General features: G+C 43.3%; 31 protein-coding genes and 1 other RNA gene. 13 read left to right on the top strand and 19 right to left on the bottom strand.

Annotated elements, in window-relative coordinates:
* Positions 1-8 precede the first annotated feature (8 nt).
* A complete protein-coding gene (locus G9F48_RS14685) occupies positions 9-587 on the top strand; it encodes a MarR family winged helix-turn-helix transcriptional regulator (protein ID WP_165409684.1) in 579 nt (192 codons plus the stop codon).
* The gene (locus G9F48_RS14680; RefSeq protein ID WP_061581688.1) at positions 580-861 is read left to right on the top strand and encodes a hypothetical protein; all 282 of its coding nucleotides are present in this window, start codon (positions 580-582) and stop codon (positions 859-861) included. Before G9F48_RS14685 ends, G9F48_RS14680 begins: the two co-directional genes overlap by 8 nt.
* A 397-nt stretch (positions 862-1,258) precedes the next feature.
* Here G9F48_RS14680 and G9F48_RS14675 read toward each other — a convergent pair whose 3' ends face one another.
* On the bottom strand, positions 1,259-2,005 hold the full coding sequence (locus tag G9F48_RS14675; RefSeq protein WP_077722443.1) for an SDR family NAD(P)-dependent oxidoreductase: 747 nt from the start codon (positions 2,003-2,005) through the stop codon (positions 1,259-1,261).
* A gap of 168 nt (positions 2,006-2,173) precedes the next feature.
* On the opposite strand from G9F48_RS14675, the gene G9F48_RS14670 reads away from it, so the two are divergent.
* Positions 2,174-2,530 (top strand): winged helix-turn-helix transcriptional regulator, encoded by a 357-nt coding sequence (locus tag G9F48_RS14670; RefSeq protein WP_014417586.1) that lies wholly within the window; start codon positions 2,174-2,176, stop codon positions 2,528-2,530.
* A 699-nt stretch (positions 2,531-3,229) separates the two neighbouring features.
* Here G9F48_RS14670 and csaA read toward each other — a convergent pair.
* The 4 genes from csaA to G9F48_RS14650 all read right to left on the bottom strand — a co-directional run bounded on the left by csaA (position 3,230) and on the right by G9F48_RS14650 (position 5,678).
* Positions 3,230-3,562 (bottom strand): chaperone CsaA, encoded by a 333-nt coding sequence (gene csaA, locus G9F48_RS14665; protein ID WP_025852277.1) that lies wholly within the window; start codon positions 3,560-3,562, stop codon positions 3,230-3,232.
* Positions 3,563-3,630: 68 nt separating this feature from the next.
* The gene (locus G9F48_RS14660; protein WP_165409683.1) at positions 3,631-4,341 is read right to left on the bottom strand and encodes an AraC family transcriptional regulator; all 711 of its coding nucleotides are present in this window, start codon (positions 4,339-4,341) and stop codon (positions 3,631-3,633) included.
* A 51-nt stretch (positions 4,342-4,392) separates the two neighbouring features.
* Positions 4,393-4,959 carry a TetR/AcrR family transcriptional regulator gene (locus G9F48_RS14655; RefSeq protein ID WP_165409682.1) on the bottom strand — a complete coding sequence of 189 codons (567 nt, stop codon included), beginning with the start codon at positions 4,957-4,959 and terminating at the stop codon, positions 4,393-4,395.
* The gene (locus tag G9F48_RS14650) at positions 4,959-5,678 is read right to left on the bottom strand and encodes an MBL fold metallo-hydrolase (RefSeq protein WP_165409681.1); all 720 of its coding nucleotides are present in this window, start codon (positions 5,676-5,678) and stop codon (positions 4,959-4,961) included. Before G9F48_RS14650 ends, G9F48_RS14655 begins: the two co-directional genes overlap by 1 nt.
* Before the next feature lie 224 nt (positions 5,679-5,902).
* On the opposite strand from G9F48_RS14650, the gene G9F48_RS14645 reads away from it, so the two are divergent.
* A complete protein-coding gene (locus G9F48_RS14645; protein ID WP_007407994.1) occupies positions 5,903-6,424 on the top strand; it encodes a hypothetical protein in 522 nt (173 codons plus the stop codon).
* Between the two features lie 29 nt (positions 6,425-6,453).
* Here G9F48_RS14645 and czrA read toward each other — a convergent pair whose 3' ends face one another.
* Positions 6,454-6,786: a Zn(II)-responsive metalloregulatory transcriptional repressor CzrA gene (gene czrA / locus G9F48_RS14640; RefSeq protein WP_007407993.1), complete on the bottom strand. Its 333-nt coding sequence runs from the start codon at positions 6,784-6,786 to the stop codon at positions 6,454-6,456.
* 191 nt (positions 6,787-6,977) lie between these two features.
* Here czrA and G9F48_RS14635 point away from each other — a divergent pair, with 191 nt between their 5' ends.
* Entirely contained in the window at positions 6,978-7,643 is a 666-nt protein-coding gene (locus tag G9F48_RS14635; RefSeq protein ID WP_003153802.1) for a lysozyme family protein, read from the top strand.
* A gap of 64 nt (positions 7,644-7,707) precedes the next feature.
* Here G9F48_RS14635 and G9F48_RS14630 read toward each other — a convergent pair whose 3' ends face one another.
* Positions 7,708-8,244, bottom strand: coding sequence for a DUF420 domain-containing protein (locus tag G9F48_RS14630; protein ID WP_003153801.1), 537 nt, complete (start codon positions 8,242-8,244; stop codon positions 7,708-7,710).
* 144 nt (positions 8,245-8,388) lie between these two features.
* Positions 8,389-9,171: a VLRF1 family aeRF1-type release factor gene (locus G9F48_RS14625; protein WP_165409680.1), complete on the bottom strand. Its 783-nt coding sequence runs from the start codon at positions 9,169-9,171 to the stop codon at positions 8,389-8,391.
* A 188-nt stretch (positions 9,172-9,359) separates the two neighbouring features.
* Here G9F48_RS14625 and G9F48_RS14620 point away from each other — a divergent pair, with 188 nt between their 5' ends.
* The gene (locus tag G9F48_RS14620) at positions 9,360-9,863 is read left to right on the top strand and encodes an N-acetyltransferase (protein ID WP_014305189.1); all 504 of its coding nucleotides are present in this window, start codon (positions 9,360-9,362) and stop codon (positions 9,861-9,863) included.
* Between the two features lie 64 nt (positions 9,864-9,927).
* Positions 9,928-10,905 (top strand): S66 family peptidase, encoded by a 978-nt coding sequence (locus tag G9F48_RS14615; protein ID WP_165409679.1) that lies wholly within the window; start codon positions 9,928-9,930, stop codon positions 10,903-10,905.
* A gap of 30 nt (positions 10,906-10,935) precedes the next feature.
* Here G9F48_RS14615 and G9F48_RS14610 read toward each other — a convergent pair whose 3' ends face one another.
* The 7 genes from G9F48_RS14610 to gerPC all read right to left on the bottom strand — a co-directional run bounded on the left by G9F48_RS14610 (position 10,936) and on the right by gerPC (position 16,611).
* Positions 10,936-11,328 (bottom strand): hypothetical protein, encoded by a 393-nt coding sequence (locus tag G9F48_RS14610; protein ID WP_165409678.1) that lies wholly within the window; start codon positions 11,326-11,328, stop codon positions 10,936-10,938.
* A 162-nt stretch (positions 11,329-11,490) separates the two neighbouring features.
* Positions 11,491-12,363, bottom strand: a complete 873-nt coding sequence (locus tag G9F48_RS14605) for a 3D domain-containing protein (protein ID WP_003153795.1) — start codon at positions 12,361-12,363, stop codon at positions 11,491-11,493.
* Positions 12,364-12,598: 235 nt separating this feature from the next.
* The gene (gene recQ / locus G9F48_RS14600; RefSeq protein ID WP_165409677.1) at positions 12,599-14,377 is read right to left on the bottom strand and encodes a DNA helicase RecQ; all 1,779 of its coding nucleotides are present in this window, start codon (positions 14,375-14,377) and stop codon (positions 12,599-12,601) included.
* A gap of 107 nt (positions 14,378-14,484) precedes the next feature.
* Positions 14,485-14,670: non-coding RNA, 6S RNA (ssrS, locus tag G9F48_RS14595), on the bottom strand.
* A gap of 214 nt (positions 14,671-14,884) precedes the next feature.
* Positions 14,885-15,511 carry an FMN-dependent NADH-azoreductase gene (locus G9F48_RS14590; RefSeq protein WP_003153791.1) on the bottom strand — a complete coding sequence of 209 codons (627 nt, stop codon included), beginning with the start codon at positions 15,509-15,511 and terminating at the stop codon, positions 14,885-14,887.
* Between the two features lie 144 nt (positions 15,512-15,655).
* Positions 15,656-16,147, bottom strand: coding sequence for a TraR/DksA family transcriptional regulator (locus G9F48_RS14585; RefSeq protein WP_003153790.1), 492 nt, complete (start codon positions 16,145-16,147; stop codon positions 15,656-15,658).
* A gap of 83 nt (positions 16,148-16,230) precedes the next feature.
* Complete coding sequence (gene gerPC, locus G9F48_RS14580; RefSeq protein WP_165409676.1) at positions 16,231-16,611, bottom strand: spore germination protein GerPC; 381 nt, start codon at positions 16,609-16,611, stop codon at positions 16,231-16,233.
* A gap of 92 nt (positions 16,612-16,703) precedes the next feature.
* Here gerPC and G9F48_RS14575 point away from each other — a divergent pair, with 92 nt between their 5' ends.
* Complete coding sequence (locus G9F48_RS14575) at positions 16,704-16,937, top strand: hypothetical protein (protein ID WP_014418113.1); 234 nt, start codon at positions 16,704-16,706, stop codon at positions 16,935-16,937.
* Here G9F48_RS14575 and G9F48_RS14570 read toward each other — a convergent pair.
* Positions 16,924-17,406, bottom strand: a complete 483-nt coding sequence (locus G9F48_RS14570; RefSeq protein ID WP_070081965.1) for an Hsp20/alpha crystallin family protein — start codon at positions 17,404-17,406, stop codon at positions 16,924-16,926. The two genes, G9F48_RS14575 and G9F48_RS14570, sit on opposite strands and share 14 nt — an antisense overlap.
* Before the next feature lie 70 nt (positions 17,407-17,476).
* Here G9F48_RS14570 and G9F48_RS14565 point away from each other — a divergent pair, with 70 nt between their 5' ends.
* Together G9F48_RS14565 and G9F48_RS14560 are read left to right on the top strand one after the other, a co-directional pair.
* On the top strand, positions 17,477-17,749 hold the full coding sequence (locus G9F48_RS14565) for a hypothetical protein (RefSeq protein ID WP_088037336.1): 273 nt from the start codon (positions 17,477-17,479) through the stop codon (positions 17,747-17,749).
* Positions 17,746-17,979 carry a hypothetical protein gene (locus tag G9F48_RS14560; protein WP_003153785.1) on the top strand — a complete coding sequence of 78 codons (234 nt, stop codon included), beginning with the start codon at positions 17,746-17,748 and terminating at the stop codon, positions 17,977-17,979. Before G9F48_RS14565 ends, G9F48_RS14560 begins: the two co-directional genes overlap by 4 nt.
* A gap of 44 nt (positions 17,980-18,023) precedes the next feature.
* Here G9F48_RS14560 and G9F48_RS14555 read toward each other — a convergent pair whose 3' ends face one another.
* The 3 genes from G9F48_RS14555 to G9F48_RS14545 form a co-directional block, all read right to left on the bottom strand.
* Positions 18,024-18,368: a PH domain-containing protein gene (locus G9F48_RS14555; protein WP_003153783.1), complete on the bottom strand. Its 345-nt coding sequence runs from the start codon at positions 18,366-18,368 to the stop codon at positions 18,024-18,026.
* A 293-nt stretch (positions 18,369-18,661) separates the two neighbouring features.
* Complete coding sequence (locus G9F48_RS14550; protein ID WP_165409675.1) at positions 18,662-18,802, bottom strand: DUF4025 domain-containing protein; 141 nt, start codon at positions 18,800-18,802, stop codon at positions 18,662-18,664.
* A 65-nt stretch (positions 18,803-18,867) separates the two neighbouring features.
* Positions 18,868-19,071 carry a DUF6501 family protein gene (locus tag G9F48_RS14545; protein ID WP_003153779.1) on the bottom strand — a complete coding sequence of 68 codons (204 nt, stop codon included), beginning with the start codon at positions 19,069-19,071 and terminating at the stop codon, positions 18,868-18,870.
* A gap of 183 nt (positions 19,072-19,254) precedes the next feature.
* On the opposite strand from G9F48_RS14545, the gene G9F48_RS14540 reads away from it, so the two are divergent.
* From G9F48_RS14540 to G9F48_RS14530, 3 genes are all read left to right on the top strand, one after another.
* On the top strand, positions 19,255-20,742 hold the full coding sequence (locus G9F48_RS14540; protein WP_024085472.1) for an aldehyde dehydrogenase family protein: 1,488 nt from the start codon (positions 19,255-19,257) through the stop codon (positions 20,740-20,742).
* A 96-nt stretch (positions 20,743-20,838) separates the two neighbouring features.
* Complete coding sequence (locus G9F48_RS14535; RefSeq protein WP_165409674.1) at positions 20,839-22,722, top strand: terpene cyclase/mutase family protein; 1,884 nt, start codon at positions 20,839-20,841, stop codon at positions 22,720-22,722.
* Positions 22,719-23,564 carry a superoxide dismutase gene (locus G9F48_RS14530; protein ID WP_165409673.1) on the top strand — a complete coding sequence of 282 codons (846 nt, stop codon included), beginning with the start codon at positions 22,719-22,721 and terminating at the stop codon, positions 23,562-23,564. Before G9F48_RS14535 ends, G9F48_RS14530 begins: the two co-directional genes overlap by 4 nt.
* Positions 23,565-23,570: the final 6 nt, after the last annotated feature.

The following is a 23,570-nucleotide window of genomic DNA, read 5'->3' as shown; positions in this document are numbered from 1 at the left end:
GATAACTTATGGATATTAAATTACTAATGAAGGAACTGCATTTTATGCAACAAAGTTACGCATCATTATTTTCGGTTGTCAATAAGGTGCAGACTCGGGGGGACGAATACTTAGAAATGTTGACTTCCCGACAGCACATGACTCTTATTGCTATTGCCCATTTACCGACGGAAGATACCACACTTATGAATATCGCTAAAAAGCTGGGCACAACAAAACAAACCGCTAACAAATTAATTTCAAGCCTCGCGAAAAAAGGATATGTTCACACTGTGCCAAGCAAACTGGATAAACGTGCAATCAATATTGAGATTACCCCTGAAGGAAAAAAAGCGTTAATTTCCTGTTCAGAAAGATCCACCTATTTTTTAGCGGATATGTTTTATGAGTTCACAACTGAAGAAGTTGAAACATTCTGGAGGCTATTGCAAAAACTTTATCGTTTTGATGGTGAAGAACAGGATGGTTTTGAAGAAAAAGCACATTTGAAAGTTGAAGACCAGGCACGATTCATCTCAGATGACTATGAAGAAAAAATCATGGCTGAATTTTCAAAACGGCGAAATGGGAGTGCAGACGATGAATAATATGCTTTATCGAAAAGTAAAAGAAACAGAGGATAAGATGAAGGAAAAATGCTATGAGCTGAAAGATAAAATTGATCAATTTATTTCTCATACTAAATATAAAATTCATTGCAACCGTAAACTGGACCGAGCCGGCAATTATATATCAATTGCCATTGGACTCTTTATCCTAACTGCCTCATGGCTGACCGCAACACAATGGCTGCTTTGGATAGGCGCGGCGAGTATTTTGAGTAATGCCTGTTTGCTCATTATAAAGCCTGTTAAAAATTGAAAATCTGAAAAAAGCTCTCTAAAAGAGAGCTTTCTTTTATTAATCGTCCCAGTCTTTATCTTCTTCCCAGTTTTCTTTCATCTCATGAAGTCTTTCATAAAAGAACTTTATAAAATGGGCAGAATTAAGTTCTTTATAGCCACCGAATTCACTCCAAATAACAACTGGACATTCTCCTTCCCGTTACTTTAAGTACATTTATTCACAAAGTAATCTTTTTTACAGGTCATTTAGTGGCAGCCCCAGGAAAATGCGAATTTACAACGTTAATCAAATTCAAACATAAAAAAGTCGAATTCCCTGTCCTTTAAGGAAAACGACTTTTTTATACGGCTTCTTCAAGTAAATCCCCATTAACCTTTTTTGGGGGACGATTTGTAATCTCTGCGCAGTGAAATTATACCTGTGCTAGCCCGCCATCTACGAACAATTCAACACCCGTCAAGTAACTGCTTTCGTCTGAAGCAAGGAAAGATACAGCGTTTGCTACTTCTTCAGGTGTCCCAACTTTTCCAGCTGGAACAGTATTTCTGCTATTTTCCATTACTTCTTCAAGTGCATCACCAAAAAGCTCATCGTAGGCAGGTGTAAGAATAGCTCCTGGACTAACCACATTTACACGGATTTCAGTATCTTTTAGGTCAAGAATCCAGTTGCGAACTAGTGCTCTTAATGCTGCTTTAGATGCTCCATATACACTAAACGCTGGGTTGCCAATTGATCCAGCAGTAGAGCCCGTTACAATAATAGAACCTACTTTGTCCGGGAATAGTGATAACGCTTTTTGAACAGTAAAGATGGTTCCTTTAACGTTAATGCCGAACGTTCTATCAACCTGCTCTTCAGTAATTTCACCTAATGGAAGGAAGCTGCCGGTGCCCGCATTAGCAAAAAGAATGTCCAACTTACCTTTTTCCTGCTTTATCATGTCATATAGTTTGTCTAAGTCTTCAAGCTTAGAAATATCACCTTGAACACCGGTTACGTTCTTGCCAATTTGGTTAACAGCTTTATCAAGTTCGTTTTGTCTACGTCCCGTGATATAAACATATGCACCTTCGTTTACAAATTTTTGTGCTGTAGCAAGACCAATCCCACTTGTTCCACCCGTTACAAGCGCTATTTTACCTTCAAATTTACCCATACTTAACACTCCTTTAGAATGAATATTATTTTATGTCTAGTACCTTTAAGTACTTGAAGAACAACTTACAAGATATAGTATCCTTCAGTAAGCACATTATCGGAAGTACCCACTTTTTTGTGATATAGTAACTAAAAAGTAATAAATGTGGAATGGAGAGCTTTAGACATGAAAAAATTTAGCTGTGGGTTTGAAGTGACAAAGGAAGTTATTGGCGGAAAATGGAAAGGCCTTGTATTATACTTTTTAATGAATGGACCAAAGAGAACGAGTGAATTAAAACGCATTATCCCAAATATAACTCAGAAAATGCTGATTCAAACACTTAGAGAGCTTGAAGCCAGTGGACTTGTGAGCAGAAAGATGTATAATCAAGTACCGCCGAAGGTTGAATATTCATCCACTGAACTTGGAGAATCTCTTAAACCTATCTTGCAGGAGCTCTGTCAATGGGGAGGCCATTATGCGGAGCAAGAGTATGCAGAAGGTGAATATGAAATTGTACAGCCAGAACAACTAAGTTAGGATTGATGTAGCTGCTGAAGTAAATGCTAAACAACTTCAATACCATCACCTGACAGATGAAGAACAGTCAGAAATAAATGAGATATTCAATTTTGAAAGTGAAGTTCTAATAAGAAGTGTCATGGACTATATTCAGGAGAACTTTGATGAATTTCAAAAAAGAGCTGTTTCAAATGTTAAAGAGAAGGTTCAGAAACTTAGCAAAAAGATAAATGAAGACATCAGTAATAACATTTAATGCCTATATGGCCTCTACGCATGCATTTTTTACACAAAAAGACCCGGATTTTAATTCCAGGTCACACTTACACCTTGTATTCACTTTATTTTCAGTACGTTTTGATTGATATAACAACGTTTTTGACAGCTCATAATAATAGATTTGGGATCACACTCAGGTCACAATTCGGGTCACAATTTGCTCAAATTCCCTCTTGCATTTCTCGAACTGCTTTATTCAAGATCATAAAATTTCAAACGAAACCTTACACGAAGGAATCGGGGATCGGTAAAACAAAGCTAGATATAACATATATTAAAAAATCTCTTGCATTTCCACACCCGGCATGCTATATTCATATAGCGATGAGCTGAATTGTGTAAGCCGATGCACATGCCCTTGCGGCACACACGAATGTGGCGTGTGGTGTATCGCCTCAATACGCAAAAGACGTTTGCTTCTGCAAACGTCTTTTTTTATTATCCGATTTTCGTTCCGTTCGGTACTGTCTGCTCTGGCGTAAGCAGGACAACGTCTCCTTTTTCCGGGATGCCGCCGAGAACGAGAACTTCTGACTTAAATCCGGCGATCCGCCGCGGCGGAAAGTTGACAATAGCGGTAACCTGCCTGCCCGTCAGATCATCCGGTTCGTACCGTTTTGTAATCTGGGCGCTTGATTGTTTCATGCCGATCTCTTCGCCGAAATCTATTGTCATCTTAATGGCCGGCACCTTTGCTTCCGGGAATACTTCCGCTTTTACGATCGTTCCTATTCTGAGATCGAGCTTGATAAAATCTTCGATGACTGCCATATCAAAAACTCCTTTTTTACAATCATGATATCAAAAAAAGACGCAGTTTATTTAACCGATTTTCAGGATTATTTATCAGATTGAAAGGTGTTTCGGAAGACGCGCGGCGTTATTCCCTTATGTCTGACAAACCATCTGGTAAAGGAAGACAAATTTTGAAAGCCGACCTCCTGACTGATGTCTGTCAGCCGGCATTTTGTTTCAATAAGCATTTGTTCCGCTTTCTTCATACGGAGCTCAGCAATATAAGCTTGCGGGCTTTTCCCCGTCTGCTTTTTAAACCAGTCGGAATAATACGTCGGGTGGTAATGTTCCATTGCGGCAAGCTCTTTAATTGAAAAAGTCTTTGAGAGATTTCGGCGGATATACGCAATTGAATCATTCGTACGGTTTTCTTGTATCTTTTCAGCAATATATTCTGCAAGCAGACTCAATGAATGAGCCGACTGCTGCTTTGTCTCTTCTGTCAGCAAAAACCGAATCGATGTCCAAAAAGGATCAAGCTTATTCAGAACGCCGGGGTCAAATGAACCTTTGAAAAAATATGCCGGTATGTCGAGAACGAGACATTCGTTTCGCTCCAAAGAACGGAACCGATGTTCATGCCCGGGCGGAATATACAGCATTTGATCAGGTTTTAATCTGATTTCACGTCTTTCTGTCTCCAAGTCCAGCTGTCCTTCGAGCGGAAAGAGCATTTGGCAGTATGTGTGTGCATGAGAATCAAAAATATGTGAATAGGTGCGCCGCTCACAGATGATATGTTGTAATGAATCCATTTGTCCCTCCTTTTACATGATGCGTTTTTTTATTTAGTTTACATAATAATATTATTGTTCCCTCATCTGTAAACCTCTTAGGAAAGCAACAACTGCAAACTTCCGGCTTTCTTTAATTGATTCGGTTAATTCAAATGCACTCTGTTTTCTCAACACGGCAAATCCGTGAAGAAGGCTCCTCAGTCCTCTCGCAGCATGAATCGCAGTGTCAGACTGTGCATAACCGTTAGCTGTCAGCTGCTTGACAACAAGCTCTACAAGCAGGCTTGACAGATTCTCAATCCGGCCGTCTTTTATCTTTTGAAATGTTGCGTCATATAATCCGGGATTGGCTTCGGCGAAATTGATATAGGCATCGGCAAGACTGAGCAGAGCAGTTTCACCCGTCAGTCCTTCTGAAGAGGCCGCCATTTTTTCATATAACATAGTTAAACCGGAGACAGCCAGCTCTGTTTTAATTCCTTGAAGGCCATTGACAAAATTGTAAAGGGAAGGCGGTTTTACGTTTAAGGACTTTGCAACGGCCGCAAGCGTCACTTCGTTCAGCCCTTTATCGTCAGCGATACCTGCTGCGGCTCTCAATATCATGTCAAGGCTCATCCCGACTCTCGGTGACATTATGATCGGCCTCCCGGCAGGCTTCGTTCGGCTTCCTCAACAGCCTCAGCCATCATTTCAACGGGATTGCAGAGAACATTTCCATGTCCGGCGGCCAGACTGCTTGGTTGTTGAGCGATAAGCGTTCTTGCTGTTTTTACAGCTTCTTCTTTATTCCACGTAGCAAAAGCCGGAAACGGAAATTTCCATTTCAGCTTCCCTGAAACAGCAAGGCCGCCCCGTACTTGAAAGGCATCTCCGACGATCAGCATATCATTTCTCATATCTTTAAAAGCGAGGCTTCCCGGCGTATGACCGGGAGCGGGAATGACAAGTAAAGATCCGATCCGCTCGCCGCCTTTCAGCAGGCGATCAGGTTCAGTCTGAACATTTTTCGGCACTCCCCCCTTTATCGGCGTTTGTGCTTCATGCTCAAATAATGAAGTGTCACCTTTCAGCAAGAAAGAATCCCGCTCAGAAATACAGACGGAAGCATCCGGAAAATCCGCAGCTAATGAGTCAAGCGAACCGATGTGATCCCCGTGCGCGTGGGTGAGTAATATGTCATTCAGCGGCTTCCCAACCTGCCGCAATGCTTGTTTGATTCCTTTATGACTGTTAGGCAGTCCGGCGTCAATCAGGGTTACTCCTTCTTCTTCTTCAACCAAATAACAATTCACCGGGAAAAGCGCTGGAAAAAAAGTCAGCTGCCAAACCCTTCCGTATTGTAAGATTCTCATCAACATCCCCCTAAAACTAATATCATTAGTTTTATTATAACTAATACCGTTAGTTTTTCAAGCGTTTTCTGTTTAAATCCTGAGAAAGGCGCGGGCGATTCTCTTATGCCAAAAAAAGAAACGTGCATAATGTGATAAAAGATGCTTTCAGCCTGCGAATAAATCAGACTACTAAAACCAGCCGGATAAGCATACACTACTCAACGGAGGGGGAGTTCCACACCATGCATATCACACTTCAAAGCATCTGCCCTGTCTTAATGATTGCCTTTTTTCTGTATAAAAAGGTGAAACGGTCCGTCGGCTTTCAGCCTTTGAAACCCCGCTGGCTTTATACAAGAATGATTTTGTTTTCATTGCTGGCCGCAGCTCTGGCGTTTTTCAGCATCACACACCCGGCTTTATACGGCCATCTTATATTCGGCACTTTTTGCGGCTGGCTCCTGGTCCTGTTTGCTAAACGGAACATTTCTTTTGAAGAACGCCGCGGAAAAATGTATTTTCGCACTCACCTGTGGATTGAACTTATTCTATTAACGTTATTCCTATCGAGATTTGTTTATCGCGTTATTGAAATTTACCGGGTCACAGCGGACTTTACCCATCCGGAGGCATACAGCCAAACGGTCGGCGCCGATCCGCTGACCATCAGTATCTTTTATTTCATCGCAGTTTATTACAGCGGCTTCTCTTTTTATGTTTTAAAAACGAGCAGAGACCAAACCAATAACAGTCAGTACGGCTGACATCCCTGTCTAAAAAGCAGGGATGTTTTTTAATCGTGCCGCGTATGGTGAATCATTTGCTGAAGCACATCTAACACATGTTCATCCTCAGGAGAATAATAGATGGATGTTCCTTCTCTGCGTGATTTGACGAGGCGCAGATTTTTAAGAAAACGCAGCTGATGAGAAACGGTAGACTGCAGCAAATTCAGCTTTTCTGCGATATCATTTACCGCATGTTCACCCTGTGACAGCAAATGGAGAATTCTGATTCTGGTCGGATCAGACAGCGCCTTAAAAGTCTGGGCAACCAAAAATAAAGTTTCCTCATCTAAATCGACAGCGGGGTCATTCGTGTTTCCGGATTCGTGAAATTCAGTCATATACCTCACCCTTCTTTTCTCAAGTAGCCCAATTATACCAAATGTCAATTGATGCAGATACATCCTGCGCCTGACAAAAGAACCGTTATTTTAAATTTATGTTTCAAATACGGGTTTCCGCTTGGTTTCGCGCATTCATCTGTGTCATAATGAAAAAGTCATAATGCTCCTGAAATTGAGGGTGAAACACAGTGGAGAAAAAGAAAAAAGGCTGTTTCGCTGCCGCGGGTCTTATGATGATATGTGTTTTTGTCATGGTTTCCTTCTTCCTCATTCTGTTATTTTCAAATAATGAATGGCTCAAAAGTCTTCCGTTTGATGTCAAACCGATCGTGCTTGAACGGCTGACAGATTACAAACCGCTTGTTGAAGACGAGCTGGATGAAAAAGGACTCACCAAATATACATCGCTTGTACTCGGCATGATATATCAGGAGTCAAAAGGAAGAGGAAATGATCCCATGCAGTCTTCAGAATCTCTGGGTTTAAAGCGAAATGAGATTAAAAACCCTCAAACCAGTATCAAACAGGGAATCAAACAATTCACTCTCATGTACCAAACAGGCAAGAAAAAAGGCGTAGACTTGGATACGATTATACAAAGCTACAACATGGGAGCCGGCTATATTGATTTTGTGGCTGAACATGGAGGATCGCATACTGAGGAACTGGCAAAACAATACTCCGAGCAGCAGGTCAAAAAGAATCCGAAACTTTACACTTGCGGAGGGAACAAAGACAATTTCCGTTATCCCTACTGCTATGGTGATTACACGTACGCAGAAAAAGTAAAAGCAAAAACAAAAACCGTTGAACAATCCTTAAATGTAACAACACTTGAAACGCTTGAAGAGTAAAAGGCGCCCTGATGAGGCGCCTTTTTCCATCAATAGAAAAAAGCCGCGCAGAGCACGGCTTTTTTTAATAATACGGTGAAATCATTAAGTATACAATGACACCCGTCAGACTGACATACAGCCAGAGCGGCATCGTCCATCTCGCGATTTTTTTGTGGCGCTCCACCTGCATGCTGAATCCTCTGATCAGCGTAAACAGCGCAAGCGGCACGATAACGGCGGAAAGACAGATGTGCGTAATTAAAATAAAGAAATAAATCCCCCGAATGATGCCGTGGCCGCCGAATAAAGTATTCTCAGCTATCGAGTGGTACACGACATAGCAGATCAAAAACAGCAGAGTCGTCGTAAACGCCGCCAAAATAAAGCGTTTATGCGCTTGAATATTTTTTTGCTTGATCATAAAGAGCGCTGCCAGCAAAAAGATAAAAGTAAAGCTGTTAAAAATGGCATTTAACATCGGCAGAATATGAATATTGGCAATGCTGACCTGTCCCGATTTCGGCATAAAAAACAGCACCGCAATTAACCCGTTGATCAAAACGGTCAATGTCAGCACGATACCGGTATAACTTTTAGGTTTGTTTTCTGTCTGATTCATCTTATGACCTCTCTCAATTTTACTGACTATCCAAATGGTATGAGAATTCAGCTTTGATGTCAACGGTTTCGTCCGCTTCGTCAGAAATTAGACAAACTTAAGCCCTAAAAAGACCGGGCGTTTGAGACCCGGCCTTTCGTCATATTATGCTTCCTTCAACAGTTCTTCTATCACCTTATGTTCATTTTCATTCAACAGATTTTTTGGAATGATCCGATCTATCGGTTTATTCATATGCTGATCGAGAATATCAGCTGTTTCTTTGTCCCCTGCGATTACGAGACGCTCCCATTGGTGTGAAGCGGCCTTTTGATCAAGGTTTGAAGCCAATCGTTTATACAGCCTGTTTTGGTTTTCTTCGACATGGGCTTTGGCCGCATCTTCGTCCATCGATGCGGAGCTTCCGCTTACATCCTGCGGTTTCCACGATTCATTGATGACGTCGTATTGATAATGCTCCACCTCTTCAATTTTTCCGAGTACGGTTTCTATGATCTTCACTTCATTCTGCTGGGTGAGAATAAAAGCCGTGCTCGGAAATTGTTCACGGAGAAGTTCTAATTGATCAAGGACAGCCGTTTCTTCCCAATAAAATCGTGTTTCGACAGGCACCTGCAATTCAATCGTCTCCCAGATGCCGCCTTCTCCCGATGCAAAAAATACGAGACTTCGCGGCATCTCTTTACCAAGCCCATCGATATATTGATAGACGCGTTCCATGATGCGGACGAGAGATTTTTCTTCTTCCGGATCACTTACAGACAGATACTCTTTTAATCTCCGAAAACCGGTTTTCAAGGCGATTTTCCACTCTCCCCCCTGCTGATCCGGATTTCTCATATCCGTATTTACATATAAGGAAAGCATTTTATCAGGAGATTCCGTCATTACGTACTTCAATTTGCCGATGAGTGAGTCAATTGCCATTATAGATTCCTCCTTTTTCCGCTGCTCACTGTTCCTTTCCCTATCCGCACCGCCTTAAAAACGTCAATCCACATATAAACGGCAGACTTTTCTAAAAAAGTTTTTGCAAAACCCATTTACAAACCAAGACATCATTTACTACAATGGATACTTGTGTTTGACTAAGACTTTTACGCTGTGAAAGGAGTATGATTTTGTTTACTGCAGAAGAAAGAGATCAGAAAGAGCTGGAAAAAGAGCTTCATAAACTTGAATTTCAGATTTTCAGAATGCGGGAAAATCTGATAGATGTATCAAAAGACGCGCGAGTGCTTGGTATTGATCAATCGAACAATGACGATTGGATCATTGTTTCCTCGATTGATGATGGCCAAACATGTAAGATTATGCTGACTGATTGTGAATCAGCCTACCGGGGAAGAGGCTGTTTTTCACTGATCGCCTCTTATTATGATAATGCCATTCATATCGGGGACATTAAAGGGCCGCCGAACCACGGCTACGGCTCGATCTGCATGAAATTTTTAAAACATATCGCCAGAGAGCAGAATATCCCGAAAGTGACGGGCGACATCGCTAAGCGTGATTGGGATCATGTCGACCGGCTCGTTCATTTTTATGAAAAACATCAATTTGATGTCTGGATTGACAATGATACGCAATCAGGCGGCATTAAATGGGTCGACCTGTAAAAAATGATAGATAAACCCTCGTTAATATGGTGTAATATTTTAAACCATTTAAGGAGGGTTTTTTTTGTATCCGGAAAAATTGAAAAAAGGCGACGGCATTCGTATTGTGTCTCCGGCCACAAGCATGTCCGCCATGTCAGATGAAAATATAAATGCCGCGAAGACAAAATTGGAGGAGCTGGGCTTTTGTGTCTCTTTTTCAGAGAATGCAAAAGAAATAAATGAATTTCATTCATCATCGATTGAATCGCGTGTACGGGATCTGCACGAAGCTTTCGCTGATCCTGACATCAAAGCGATTTTGACGACACTCGGCGGGTTCCAATCAAATCAGCTGCTCCGCTATCTTGATTATGAAAACATCAAGCGGCATCCGAAAATCCTTTGCGGCTATTCAGATATTACCGCTCTCGGCCATGCCATATATCAAAAAACCGGCCTTATTACATATTCCGGTCCCCATTTTTCTTCATTTGCCATGAAAAAAGGGCTGGACTATACGATTGACTCTTTCTTGGCCTGCTGTGCTTCTGACAACCCGTATGAGGTAAAACCTTCATCCGAGTGGAGTGATGATAAATGGTATTTGAACCAGGAGGACAGACGTTTTTATCGGAATCCGGGACCGCTCGTTATTCAACCCGGATATGCGGAAGGAACACTGATCGGAGGAAATCAATGCACGCTGAATCTTCTGCAGGGCACGGAATACTTTCCGGAGATGGAACAAGTGATTCTGTTTATAGAAGATGATCATATGTCGGACATTCATATGTTTGACCGGGATTTGCAGTCACTCATCCATCTTCCCGCTTTTTCAGCCGTGAAGGGAATTGTCATCGGACGTTTCCAGCATGCTTCAAATGTGTCTGAGGAGGCTCTGCGTGCCGTCATCCGTACAAAAGAAGAACTGTCATCCATGCCTGTTATCGCAAATGCTGATTTCGGCCATACCTCCCCTTTGATGACATTCCCGATCGGAGGAACATGCAGGGTAGAAGCCGGCTCAGAAGGCGGACGGATATGGATCGATCGGCATTAACACATAAAGACGGGAAACCGCCCCGTCTTTTTATTTTGACGCCTTATGCCGCGGCGTGCGCGGAGCGATCATAATTCGTCCGCCAGCCGCTGCCGTCACCCATACGGAAGCTCCTTCATAAAAACAGCTGATCTCTTCATTATATACGGCGTGTGTCAGTTCACGTTTATCATGCGTTCCGTCTTGGTTTTTTACGTTTAAAATAAGTACAAGCTCGTGCCTGCCATTCTTCATCACGCCAGTACGTCTCACCTTTTCAATAACGGCTGGCCTTCCTCTCCCTCTGTCAAGCGCCTGAAACAGCCTGACAGCAGGCATAGACAGTCCGATAACGAGCACCATGGCAAAAGCGGTGCATATACCTGCTTGAAACACCGGTGATTCTGTGAAGGCATTCCCTAAACATATAAATTCCGGCTCCATCAGATTCATACATCCCTTCAGATTCCGTTTTCACATCCCTTCCTTATTATATTAGAGAAACGCTTTTTCTTTTTCCGCATATAACGATTATATACAGTCAAAAAAGGGAAGAAAAAAAGAACACAAAGCATTTCGCCTTGTGTTCTTCATCTCTATATGAAACTAGTCTAATACTTTAACATTTACAGTTCTGACGCCCCAGTTGTTAGCGTCACTTTTCTTTGCAACAAATACGTCAATTTTATTTCCTTTAATTGCGCCGCCTGTATCTGCTGCTGTTGCCACTCCGTAACCTTCAACATAAACCTTAGAGCCAAGCGGAATGACACTAGGGTCTACCGCGATGACTTTTGCATCAGGGTTTTTGTTTAAGTCAACACCGGTTGCCGTTACACCGGAAATGCCGCCGTCGTTAGCAGAGTAAGCAGTTGCAGTCATTGTCAGCTGCTTTTTAGGCTCTTGTTGGTTTGTATTTGATTGAACAGGCTGCTGTTTTGCTTCGACAGCCTTCGCTTCTTGTTTAGGTTGTTGTTGTTCTTGAACAGGTTCTTGTTTAGGCTGCTCGTTTTTGACAGCTTCTTGTTTAGGCTGTTCTGTCTCAGCAGCTGGTTTTTGTTCAGTTTGCGGCTGGCTGGCTTCTTGAGCCGGCTGTGCAGCCTGAGCCTGACCTTTCACATTTAACGTTGTGCCTGCGTAAATTATATCTGATTGCAAGTTATTCAAGCTTTTCAGATTGCCGACTGATGTTCCGAATTTCTGAGCAATTTTCCAGAGGCTGTCGCCCTGCTTCACTGTGTACTGCCCAGATGTGGTTGTTTCTACTGAAGAAATAGTCAGTTTCTCTCCTTCAATAATTAAATCAGAAGATAACTGATTCCATTCTTTTAAGTCCTTTAGGTTCACTCCGTTTTTTTGCGAGATCCCCCAGAGCGTGTCACCCTTTTGCACCGTGATTTCTTTAGCAGAAGCGTGAGCTCCAAATGCAGTTGTTGAAATTGCTGCAACTGCGACAAAGGACATAATCGTCTTCTTCATAAGTAAATCCTCCCTTGTTAGCTTTTTATTGGCGGCTAACAGGTGATATCGTAACATATGAAAATGTCAGTTCAATAACAAAACGATTTGAATTAGATTACAGTTCCTTTACATGAAACATTTCTCTCGCTTGGTAAGTCTTGCTGAAACCTTGATACAGCAAGGGTTTTCAAGCTTCTGATTTTTCCGGCGCCAATGAAAAACACAATGTGCAAATTTCTAAAAAAACTTTTTTTCACTCTGTTTCTCTTACATAATTTCGGATTTCTTCTAAAAAAACCGCTCCGTATTTCAATCTTTTTTGTTCCCCGACCCCTTTTACGGAAAGAAGATCCTGATCTGTTTTCGGAAGTTTCGCCGACATTTCTTTTAACGTCTGATCTGAGAACACAACAAATGGAGGAACACCCTGTTCAGCTGCAATCTCTTTGCGGAGACGCCGGAGAAGCTCAAATAATTCATCATTTTCGGTAACGGCGGCGGCCTGTAAGGCTTCTTTTCTCGCGACTGCGCTTTTTCCAAACAGAACGTCCCTGCCTTTTTGGGTGACCATAAGCGTCGGAAATGTGCCGTCCGCCATTCTGATATATTCATCTGAAATAAGGAATTCGATAAAATCACTGATTTCCGCTGCGGATTGATGCTTCATAATGCCGTAAGTGGACAGGCTGCTGAAGCCGTTTTCCAGCACTTTTTTATTTTTAGACCCGCTAAGCACCTGCGCCACCATCGTTTTTCCGAAACGCTCATTCATTCTGATGATGCATGACAATACCATCTGCGCTTCTTTTGTGACGTCATGGGCGGTCCTTGTATCAGTGCAATTGCCGCATGCTTCGCAAGCTTCCGCCTCATTCTCGCCGAAATACTTCAGAATAAACCGCTGCAGGCAATCTTCCGTATGACAGTAATCCACCATCTGTCTCAGTTTTTTGAGATCCTGCTTTTGTTTTTCTTCTCCGGCGGCCGATTGGTCTATTAAAAAACGCTGCACCATAATATCCTGCGGCGAAAACAAGAGCACACACTCGCTGTTAAGGCCGTCGCGCCCGGCCCGTCCGGCTTCCTGGTAATAGCTCTCCATATCTTTCGGGATCTGCGCGTGTAAAACAAACCTGATGTTGCTCTTATCGATTCCCATTCCGAAAGCGGACGTAGCTACCATCACTTGTATCTGATCGTTAAGAAACCGCTCCTGCTGGTCTTTTCTGTCATCATCCGCCAATCCGCCGTGATAACGGCCGGCATTGATGCCGCTGCGTTTTAATTTCTCATATAAACGGTCGGTTTCTTTTCTTGTCGCTGTATATATAATGCCGGCTTCGTGTTTATTTTTTTCGAGGTACCGCTCGATAAACCGGTCTTTGTTTTCCCCCTTTACTACTTTAAACGTTAAATTCTCTCTGGCAAAACCGGTATATACAGTTTGTTCTTTCTTAATATGAAGCTGCTTGCAGATGTCATCATGAACCTCAGGCGTAGCCGTCGCCGTTAAGGCGATGATGACGGGCGGTTCTTTTAATTCATTAAAAAGGATTTCGATATTCCGGTAACTCGGCCTGAAATCATGTCCCCATTGCGATATACAGTGAGCTTCGTCAATGGCGACAAGAGGAACCGTAATATTCTGCAGGATGTGAATGAATTCAGAAGAAGTCAAACGCTCCGGTGTGATGTAAAAGAGCCGGTAAGCCCCTTGTTTCAAACCGGTCAGACGCTCATGAATGTCACGGCTTGTCTGGGTGCTGTTAATATAAGCTGCCGCGATACCCGCTTCTTCAAGCGCGTCCACTTGATCTTTCATTAAAGAAATAAGAGGGGAAATAACGATTGTGGTTCCTTCAAACAGCAGTGCGGGAATCTGATAGCAGATTGATTTTCCGCCCCCCGTCGGCATAATGCAGACCGTGTTTTTTCTCTCCTCTGCAACTGATTGTATCGCCTGCTTTTGGCCCGCGCGAAGACTGTCGTAGCCAAAATAATGCGCCAGAAGGGATTGGGCTTTATCCAGCATATGTTGTAAAACCTCACTTTGTCTTTGATTCTTTCATTTTATCATAATGATAAAGTACGCTGCTCAAGGGCAATTCAAAATAAAAAGCCATCTCCGCAAGGGAAATGGCTTTCGCTACGTATGCCGTACGCAAGTAAGAAAGTTTTAAACCACCACTCCTCAAAGTGGGTGTTTGCAGAAGCGTTCCTGTCGTCCTCTGCAATGGAGGCATGACATTCCGGCTTCGATATAAAACTCCCTATTACAGCTTAAAGGTTAAAACTTAATTAACAATACGAACAATGTAGCTTCTCTTATATCCTACACCATCAGTCGTATTTTGGCAAGAGGGTTAATTCTTTTACAGAAAACCTTTTTTCTTTGTAAAAAATGCTTTATTCTACATAAAAATTGTTTTTTCGACAAAATATCAATATATCAATATAAGATCAGATCGAAAGCTTCCGATAGTTTCTTCTATAATAGAAAAAACTCTCACACCCTGTAGGGGCGCAAGAGTTATGGCAATTAGAATTTTGCAGCCAGATCTTTCGCTTCTTGCAGTCCTTTTTCAATGATCGCTTGAGCGTTATCCGGTGCAGCATTATGACCTTCAACGACAACAGTGTGAAGATCTTGGACACCCCAGAAACCGAGAACGGTTTTCATGAAGTTTAATGACATTTCAAGAGATGCCATCGGTCCTTCAGAATATACGCCGCCGCGTGCGTTTAAGAGCGCTACTTTTTTATCTCCCATCAGACCTTTAGGGCCTTCAGGCGTGTATGTGAAAGTAACCCCTGCGCGAGATAGGTAATCAACATAAGTATGAAGCACAGCAGGCACTGTGAAGTTCCAAAGCGGGAATGCAAACACGACTTTGTCAGCTTTGACGAATTGATTTAAGTAAATGTCAGCAGTTGACGCTTGTTTTTTCTCTTCGTCTGTCATTTCAATTCCTTTTGAAGCTTTGAATGTTCCGTTAATCATATCTCTTCCGAGGTAAGGAAGGTTTTCTTTATGAAGATCAAGTTCGATCACTTCATCATTCGGATTGTTTTCTTTATAAGCAGCCAGAAACGCTTCGTATAATTTTACGGATACGCCTTCTTCAGCCGTACGGTCGCTTGATTTTACAAATAATACTTGAGACATTCTAAATTCCTCCCGGTAATCTTTTAATATTTACTTACAAATAGTATGTTACTTTCTTTTTTATATAAAGTCAATGATTTTATTTCGATTCTGAGATTTTTTATGGAATAAAAAAACAGGTACATATGAATGTACCTGCTGCTATTATTGTGAATCCTGCTCGCGATCCAGGATTTCGTAAGTTTGTGAGCTTTTTTGATCAACGGTTTCTTTATTTGAGAGGTCTTTCACCTGCTCGTGAAATTCCCTTTCATATGACGGAGCGTCTGTTTTCACATCCCCTTCTGTTTCTCGCTGCGCTTCGACGGTCATTCTGGCGTACGGTACGGCTTCAAGTCTTTCATAAGGAATTTCTTTTCCCGTTTTCTCGCAAATCCCGTATGTTCCTTTATCCATTCGTTCAAGCGCGGCGTTCACCTCATCTAAAAGATTCTGATCGACACCGTCCAGCGTCTGATTCGTGACCCTGTCCAAATAAATGCTTCCGTGATCAGCTAAGTGATTATCTACTCCGTTCGACAATTCTCCTGTGTCTTCGCTCATTGAATGATTTTCTTTTGATTCTCCCTGAAGACTTTCCTTTAAATCGATTAATTTATGATAAAGGCTGTCCTGCTGTTCTTTTGATAATGACATATTCATCATCTCCTTTTTCGTCTGTATTCTTCGCTGCATCTGTTAATACATACCCTCGAAAAAGGAGGATGAAACAATGGGGGTCAATGCTTTCTCCCCCTGATGGTGACATTGGGTGTCTGCTGCTTTGTCTGTCTTTTTTCTTTCGCAGCATCATTTTGCGGGTTGTCCCGACTTTCTTCAGCGCAGGCTTGTTTGAGCCTGTGCGCCGTTGTATGGTAAGTGGCGCCGATATTCAGCATACCGCTCAGCTCTTCTATACTCAGCTGTTCAAAATCAATATTGTATTCAACCTTGTCCACTTTGACGTGCTCAATATGGACATATGTTTTTTCCCCTTCAACCGTTTGCGGCTCAAAATGACACTTATCCTGAAGCTCATCAAGCTGTTGTTCCACTTTCTTAAGCCGGTCTAATTCTTCTTCACACACTTTTTTGAAAATCTCTTTCATTATTTTTTTCAAAGAAAATCACTTCTTTCCCCGTCACTCTTGGAAAGTTCTATGCGTCCCGTATTGCGAATATATAAACATGATATACAAAAAGGAGGCGAATCATGATGTTTTTTCCGTCCGTTATCAACTTTGAGTATATAAAAATGAACGGAATCAGCGGCGGAGCGGCTTTTAACACCGGCTCTTCCGTTATGGTGAGAAACACAGCAGCCAATAAAAGAAATGAAGGGTACGGTGAACAAAACGGTGATTGCACCGTTGTCGTCATCCCTATCATGAGTATCGATGATTCAGATCTGATAGATGGCACAGCGAACAAGATCAGCCTTCGATAATGATCTGGCTTGCATCCCCCAGATGTTTAGCAATCGATATATATAAAATCCCGTCTTTGAATACCGCCTGCATTCCCTTCGTACCTTGAGCGGAATGCGGAAGATCGAGTTTTTTTTCAAAATCGCCGTATTTTCCGTTCCTCTGTTTAAAATCCTGTTCATTGAAAAAGGATTTTCTCGTGCCTTTTACGACAATATATTCTCCGTAGGACAAAAGCTGAACATCTTGTTTCCGGTAGCCGGGCAGATACAGCAAAAATTGGAGCTCATCATGGGTTTCCACAATATCTATAAGAGGAAAAGCATCCTCATTTCTTCTCATTTGCCCATCTCCCTGTTGAAAGGGAAAATGAGAATGACCGTTTTGAAATGATTTCAGTTGTTCATCATCAAAAACGTTTTTCCAAAAGTCGCCGCCGGACATGTTTTGCGCCATTTCCATCCATTGCTTCATCTTATCGAAATCCATTTTTATCGCCCCCTGTCTAAGCATACGGTCATAACAGCCGGCATACACCTGTATTAAAGGAGGTTTGCCTGTGGTTCAACCAACTCCATATATCAATATTAATATTTTCATGTTGAAAATTAATTCCTTTGAAAATGCTTCAGCGGTGAATGTCGGACAAAATTTACTGGCGGAATGGCAGAATTCTGATAAAAAGAATCAGGGATACGGACAGAACTTCGGAGATGCAAGCGGCTTCATCGGCACGAACGGCAAAGTGGATGACCGGGATCAAATTGATTCTCCATCAACCTTTGAGTCTGCATGCGATAAAATCCCTGCCGGAAAAGGAGGCTCATTATGATGTTTTCGCCGGTTTTGGTAAATGTAGGAGGCTTTAAAGTAAATGCGGTCGACCGCGGTTCTTCCATTACGATCGGGCCGTATCAGCAGATCGATTATTTTTTATCCAATAAGATCAACTACGGATTCGGTGAAGAAAATGGTGATTTGGCGCCGATTTATATTCCCATCAGTTCTATCGCTGATCCGGATCTCATTGATTCGAACTCCGGAAAAACAAGCATTATATAATAAAAAGGCCATCCGCATGCATTCGGATGGCTTTTATGTGATATTTAACTGCATAAGTATTTTGTTAAGATGGCTTGAACCTCAGTCAAGTCCGTTTCTTTTGCAAATTCCAATTCGAAAGTTTTTCCCCTTGTCATTAATACAAGCCCGGTATCGGGATCAAACATCCCCGCTTCTTGAATGGCGAAGCTTTCAATTGTTTTATATGGAAGAAATACGCGCACTTTCTTTTTGGAGAACATTTTATTATCAAAGAAAATCACTCGTTTATTCGTAAAGCATATTTGGTCAACCCGCAGTTTATAAATCGTTTCGATCCGTTCTCCCTCAACGAGCAAAGCCTCCAGCTTTTTTGTGTCGGTTGATCTGCTGACAGAAAAAATTCCCAATGAAGAACCCCACTTTCTGCTTCTATACTATTGTTTTATTACAATCATAAAAAAATAAGTTCTTTATCCCTATATAAGAATACGACATAGACGGCATTTAAACCATTACGAACAGATTACATTTTTAGAACGTTCATCAAAAAAGCCCTTCGCGAAAGGTGCCGCAGTTATGAAGTAATACGGTTCAGCGGAAGAAAAGGTTTCAAGAAAACGGTATTTTTTTCGAAAAGTCAGTTTTTTATTTTCGCCATAAAAAACCGCGGCTTCTCCAATGCCGCGGTTTCAACAAAACATCAACGATCCGTATCTTCAATTGTTCCTTCTTTATAGGTATCTGAAATTTGTTCCATCGTTGTGTCGGTGCCTTCTTCAGGTTGCACTTGCTGAAGCTGATCTGATGTTTTATTTCGTTTGTCTCGCTCTGTTTTTTTCATTTTGCAGCCACCCTTTATATGTAGTCTTTTTTAGTATGGCTCAGGCAAAATGGATTCATTCAGCTTTAAACTTCTTCAAAATACTCTTTGTAGAAGCCTCCGACTTTGTTTGTATTGTCTGCAACAAAAATGAATTCTTCTGTTTCATTTTTGACTTCATACTCTTTACCCGGCGTCAGCACATTTTTGACAATGTATTTTTTCGCATCTGTATGTACGCATTTGACCTTTTTGACGCTTTCTTTTGTCTGCCAATTATTATGAATCATTTATAAAACTCCTTTTCTTAATCGATAAGCTTATTGTAGCCGTTTTTTCTTGTGAATTGCAATAACGGTTATCGATTGATTTTACCGGGGGTGTTATTATAGAATGACTGTATGCGCTTACTTTGCGCGGACATCAAGATGCTCAAAACAGACCATAAAAAAATTTCGGGAGGTTTGTTACGAATGAGTTCTTTAACGATGCAGATCACAAAAAGGCTGGAAACATTTTTACAGGGCACGAAGAAACTTTATATTGACGGAAAATTTGTTCCGAGCGCTTCAGGATCAACATTTGTCACACCGAATCCGGCAACCGGAGAAACGCTGATGACGCTTTACGAGGCACAGTCAGAAGACATTGACAGTGCAGTGAAAGCGGCACGCAAAGCCTTTGATCACGGCGAATGGCGCACTATGCCGGCCGCTTCCAGAAGCAGGCTGATGTATAAGCTTGCCGATTTAATGGAAGAGCACAAAACGGAACTCGCGCAGCTTGAAACACTTGATAACGGAAAACCGATTAATGAAACGACGAATGGGGATATCCCGCTCGCAATTGAGCATATGCGTTATTATGCCGGGTGGTCTACAAAGATAACCGGACAAACGATTCCGGTTGCCGGCTCATATTTTAATTACACCCGCCATGAGCCTGTCGGCGTCGTGGGGCAGATCATCCCTTGGAACTTTCCGCTCCTTATGGCGATGTGGAAAATGGGCGCCGCCCTTGCCACAGGCTGCACAATCGTTTTGAAACCGGCGGAGCAGACACCGCTGACCGCCCTCTATTTAGCGGAATTAATAGATCAGGCGGGCTTTCCTGACGGCGTCATCAATATTGTCCCAGGGTTCGGCGAGACGGCCGGGGAAGCGCTGACCAACCATGACGATGTCGATAAACTCGCTTTTACCGGCTCTACAGAAATCGGCAAAAAAATCATGGAAAAAGCCGCAAAAAAAATTAAACGCGTGACACTGGAGCTTGGCGGAAAGTCACCTAACATCATTTTGCCTGACGCCAATTTGAAGAAAGCCATTCCGGGCGCTTTAAACGGGGTCATGTTTAATCAGGGGCAGGTATGCTGCGCAGGCTCCCGGGTCTTCATTCACAAAGACAAATATGATGAGGTCGTCAGCGAAATGGTTTCATATGCGAAATCGCTTCAGCAAGGCGCCGGCCTTCACCAAGATACACAAATCGGCCCGCTCGTCAGTCAGGAACAGCATGAGCGCGTGCTTTCATATATTGAAAAAGGGAAAGCGGAAGGAGCCAAAGCTGTCGCGGGCGGCAGCTGCCCGTTTGAAGAAGGGTATTTTGTCTCCCCGACTGTATTTGCGGATGTGGATGACAGTATGACCATCGCAAAAGAAGAAATTTTCGGCCCGGTCTTAGCCGCCATTCCGTATGATACGGTTGATGAAGTCATTGAGCGGGCGAACCGCTCGGAATACGGCCTTGCAGCCGGACTTTGGACTGAAAATGTGAAAAACGCCCACTACATTGCTGACCGTCTCCAAGCCGGCACCGTTTGGGTCAACTGCTACAATGTTTTCGATGCGGCATCTCCTTTCGGCGGCTATAAGCAATCCGGCCTCGGGCGGGAAATGGGCTCTTACGCGCTGAATAATTATACAGAAGTGAAAAGCGTCTGGATCAACCTGGAAGATTAAATCAAACAAGAAACTGCTGCCTGTCAGCAGTTTCTTTCTTTTGTCATGCCGCCTTTTACATATGAATATATATGCTTCTGAAGGAGTTGAGCGAGTGTGAGCACAATTCATGAAAACGTCAGAAGCCGCCAAAAGAAAACTATCTCCCTATTAAGAGAAACGCAAAATGCGGACGGCTCATGGTCATTTTGTTTTGAAGGTCCGATTTTGACAAACGCCTTTCTGATCCTCCTTCTCACTTCTCTTGAAGACAATGATAAAGAACTGATCGCTGAGCTTGCAGAAGGCATTCGCGCTAAACAGCGCCCGGACGGAACTTTTGCCAACTATCCTGATGACCGGAAAGGAAATGTGACCGCTACTGTACAGGGCTATGCCGGCTTGCTGGCTTCCGGTTTATATAGCCGTTCTGAGGCGCATATGATTCAGGCCGAACGCTTTATCATCTCAAATGGCGGCTTGCGCAACGTACACTTCATGACAAAGTGGATGCTTGCGGCAAACGGCCTATATCCATGGCCCGCGCTGCATCTGCCATTATCTTTCTTAGTCATTCCCCCATCCTTCCCGCTGCATTTTTACCAGTTCAGTACATACGCTCGTATTCATTTTGTACCGATGGCCGTGACGCTTAACAAAAGATTTTCGCTGGAAAATCCCAACGTTCCGTCTCTCGCGCATTTAGATCGGCATATGACTAAAAATCCGTTTACATGGCTTCGTTCCGATCAGGATGAGAACAGAGATCTCTCTTCTCTTTTCGCGCACTGGAAGCGGCTTTTGCAGATTCCAGCCGCTTTTCACCGGCTCGGTCTGCGTACGGCCAAAACGTATATGCTTGACCGGATTGAAGAAGACGGCACATTATACAGCTATGCGAGTGCCACTATTTTTATGGTGTACGGCCTGCTCGCACTCGGTGTATCGCGCCACTCCCCCGTTATCAGAAAAGCGCTTGCCGGCACGAAAGCTTTGCTCACGTCTTGCGGCGATATACCGTACCTGGAAAACTCAACGTCGACCGTTTGGGATACGGCGCTTCTCAGCTATGCGCTTATGAAAAGCGGCATCTCAGATAACGATCAAATGATAACCGGCGCCGCCCGATTTCTGCATGAACGGCAGCAGACGAAAGTCGCTGATTGGGCCGTTCACAACCCGCATGCTGAACCGGGAGGATGGGGTTTTTCAAACATTAATACAAATAATCCTGATTGTGATGACACAGCCGCAGTGCTCAAAGCCATTCCGCGAAAACGTTATCCCGCCTCATGGGAACGCGGACTGAGCTGGCTTTTGTCCATGCAAAACAGTGACGGCGGCTTCTCTGCTTTTGAGAAAAATGTCAATCATCCGCTGGTCCGCCTGCTGCCGCTGGAATCGGCTGAGGAAGCTGCCATCGATCCTTCAACAAGCGACTTAACCGGACGGGTGCTGCACTGTTTAGGAGAAGCGGGGCTTTCTTCTGATCACCCTCAGATTGAAAAGGCCGTCCAATGGCTGATCCGCCATCAAGAAGAGGACGGATCGTGGTACGGCAGATGGGGTGTCTGCTATATTTACGGCACATGGGCAGCGCTGACAGGGATGAAGGCTTGCGGCGTGAGCCAAAACCACCCGGCCGTGAAAAAAGCGATCCGCTGGCTGAAGTCCATTCAAAACGAGGACGGAAGCTGGGGAGAATCCTGTAAAAGCGCAGAAGTCAAAACCTATGTTCCGCTTTCTTACGGGACGCTTGTACAGACGGCTTGGGCGGCCGAAGCTTTGCTGCAATACGAAAAACCTCATCATCAAGCCGTCACAAAAGGCATATCCTTTCTTATTGAAAACCGGCATTACGAAGGAGACGCTTTCAGCTATCCGACCGGAATCGGCCTGCCGAAACAGTTTTACATCAGGTATCACAGCTACCCGTATGTGTTTTCTTTGCTTGCGCTCAGCACTTTTATGAAAGTGCGTGAAAAGGAGGAAGAAAAATGAAACGGCACGCTTATCAAACCGAAATGCTGAATTGGTGTGAAACCTTGAAGGAACAAGTCATACAGCAAGGTCGGTTCGATCGCTTCGCGGCACAAATCGACCGGATTTTTCACACCCTTCAGGATGATGGATTAACGGAGGCGGAATGGTACGAACAGGCATCAGCACTTTACCGGGACATTACCGAACCGGATGAGCCGGATGAGCGCAGAGCCTATGTGCCGATCGGCAAGCATGTCCTCCCTAAACTGCCATACAGTTATTCCGCACTGGAACCGTATATTTCAAGAGAGATTATGAAACTCCATCATACAAAACACCATCAGAGCTATGTTGACGGTCTGAATAAAGCAGAACTGGAGCTCAAAAAAGCGAGACAAACGAAACAGTACGACTTAGTGGCGCATTGGGAGCGGCAATTGGCATTTCACGGGGCGGGCCATTATTTGCACAGTATTTTCTGGTTTTCCATGAATCCAAACGGAAAAAGACGGCCGACGGGTGCGCTCTTTCAAATGATTGATGTGTCATTCGGAAGCTATTCTGCTTTTAAAGAGCAATTTTCTCAAGCGGCGAAAAAAGGCGAAGGAGTCGGCTGGGCTATCCTAGTCTGGGCGCCGCGCGCCGGGCGGCTGGAGATTTTGGCCGCTGAGAAGCATCAGCTCTACAGCCAGTGGGACATCATTCCTTTGCTTCCGCTGGATGTGTGGGAACACGCTTATTATTTACAATATAAAAACGACCGCGCGGCTTACGTGGATCAATGGTGGAATGTCGTTGATTGGCGGGAGGCGGAGAAACGGTTCGAACAAGCGCACCGCGTGATATGGCCGCTTTATTAAAAAAGG

This window comes from Bacillus sp. EKM420B (assembly GCF_011065565.1).
In the GTDB taxonomy this organism is placed as follows: Bacteria; Bacillota; Bacilli; order Bacillales; family Bacillaceae; genus Bacillus; species Bacillus velezensis.
Note: the sequence above shows the minus strand (reverse complement) of the source record. Positions and strands in the feature narration are given on the sequence as shown.

Bases quoted from the DNA above. Each gene is read 5' to 3' on its own strand.
- G9F48_RS14575 (WP_014418113.1), top strand. From the start codon at position 16,704: ATGATGTTTTTTCCGTCCGTTATCAACTTTGAGTATATAAAAATGAAC.
- G9F48_RS14650 (WP_165409681.1), bottom strand. From the start codon at position 5,678: ATGAGAATCTTACAATACGGAAGGGTTTGGCAGCTGACTTTTTTTCCA.
- G9F48_RS14625 (WP_165409680.1), bottom strand. From the start codon at position 9,171: ATGGCAATTGACTCACTCATCGGCAAATTGAAGTACGTAATGACGGAA.
- G9F48_RS14560 (WP_003153785.1), top strand. From the start codon at position 17,746: ATGATGTTTTCGCCGGTTTTGGTAAATGTAGGAGGCTTTAAAGTAAAT.
- czrA (WP_007407993.1), bottom strand. From the start codon at position 6,786: ATGACTGAATTTCACGAATCCGGAAACACGAATGACCCCGCTGTCGAT.
- csaA (WP_025852277.1), bottom strand. From the start codon at position 3,562: ATGGCAGTCATCGAAGATTTTATCAAGCTCGATCTCAGAATAGGAACG.
- G9F48_RS14585 (WP_003153790.1), bottom strand. From the start codon at position 16,147: ATGTCATTATCAAAAGAACAGCAGGACAGCCTTTATCATAAATTAATC.
- recQ (WP_165409677.1), bottom strand. From the start codon at position 14,377: ATGCTGGATAAAGCCCAATCCCTTCTGGCGCATTATTTTGGCTACGAC.
- G9F48_RS14545 (WP_003153779.1), bottom strand. From the start codon at position 19,071: ATGATTCATAATAATTGGCAGACAAAAGAAAGCGTCAAAAAGGTCAAA.
- G9F48_RS14590 (WP_003153791.1), bottom strand. From the start codon at position 15,511: ATGTCTCAAGTATTATTTGTAAAATCAAGCGACCGTACGGCTGAAGAA.
- G9F48_RS14570 (WP_070081965.1), bottom strand. From the start codon at position 17,406: ATGGATTTCGATAAGATGAAGCAATGGATGGAAATGGCGCAAAACATG.
- G9F48_RS14605 (WP_003153795.1), bottom strand. From the start codon at position 12,363: ATGAAGAAGACGATTATGTCCTTTGTCGCAGTTGCAGCAATTTCAACA.
- G9F48_RS14670 (WP_014417586.1), top strand. From the start codon at position 2,174: ATGAAAAAATTTAGCTGTGGGTTTGAAGTGACAAAGGAAGTTATTGGC.
- G9F48_RS14550 (WP_165409675.1), bottom strand. From the start codon at position 18,802: ATGAAAAAAACAGAGCGAGACAAACGAAATAAAACATCAGATCAGCTT.
- G9F48_RS14645 (WP_007407994.1), top strand. From the start codon at position 5,903: ATGCATATCACACTTCAAAGCATCTGCCCTGTCTTAATGATTGCCTTT.
- G9F48_RS14660 (WP_165409683.1), bottom strand. From the start codon at position 4,341: ATGGATTCATTACAACATATCATCTGTGAGCGGCGCACCTATTCACAT.
- G9F48_RS14680 (WP_061581688.1), top strand. From the start codon at position 580: ATGAATAATATGCTTTATCGAAAAGTAAAAGAAACAGAGGATAAGATG.
- G9F48_RS14655 (WP_165409682.1), bottom strand. From the start codon at position 4,959: ATGTCACCGAGAGTCGGGATGAGCCTTGACATGATATTGAGAGCCGCA.
- G9F48_RS14540 (WP_024085472.1), top strand. From the start codon at position 19,255: ATGAGTTCTTTAACGATGCAGATCACAAAAAGGCTGGAAACATTTTTA.
- G9F48_RS14685 (WP_165409684.1), top strand. From the start codon at position 9: ATGGATATTAAATTACTAATGAAGGAACTGCATTTTATGCAACAAAGT.
- G9F48_RS14530 (WP_165409673.1), top strand. From the start codon at position 22,719: ATGAAACGGCACGCTTATCAAACCGAAATGCTGAATTGGTGTGAAACC.
- G9F48_RS14610 (WP_165409678.1), bottom strand. From the start codon at position 11,328: ATGGAGCCGGAATTTATATGTTTAGGGAATGCCTTCACAGAATCACCG.
- G9F48_RS14620 (WP_014305189.1), top strand. From the start codon at position 9,360: ATGATTTTGTTTACTGCAGAAGAAAGAGATCAGAAAGAGCTGGAAAAA.
- G9F48_RS14630 (WP_003153801.1), bottom strand. From the start codon at position 8,244: ATGAATCAGACAGAAAACAAACCTAAAAGTTATACCGGTATCGTGCTG.
- G9F48_RS14675 (WP_077722443.1), bottom strand. From the start codon at position 2,005: ATGGGTAAATTTGAAGGTAAAATAGCGCTTGTAACGGGTGGAACAAGT.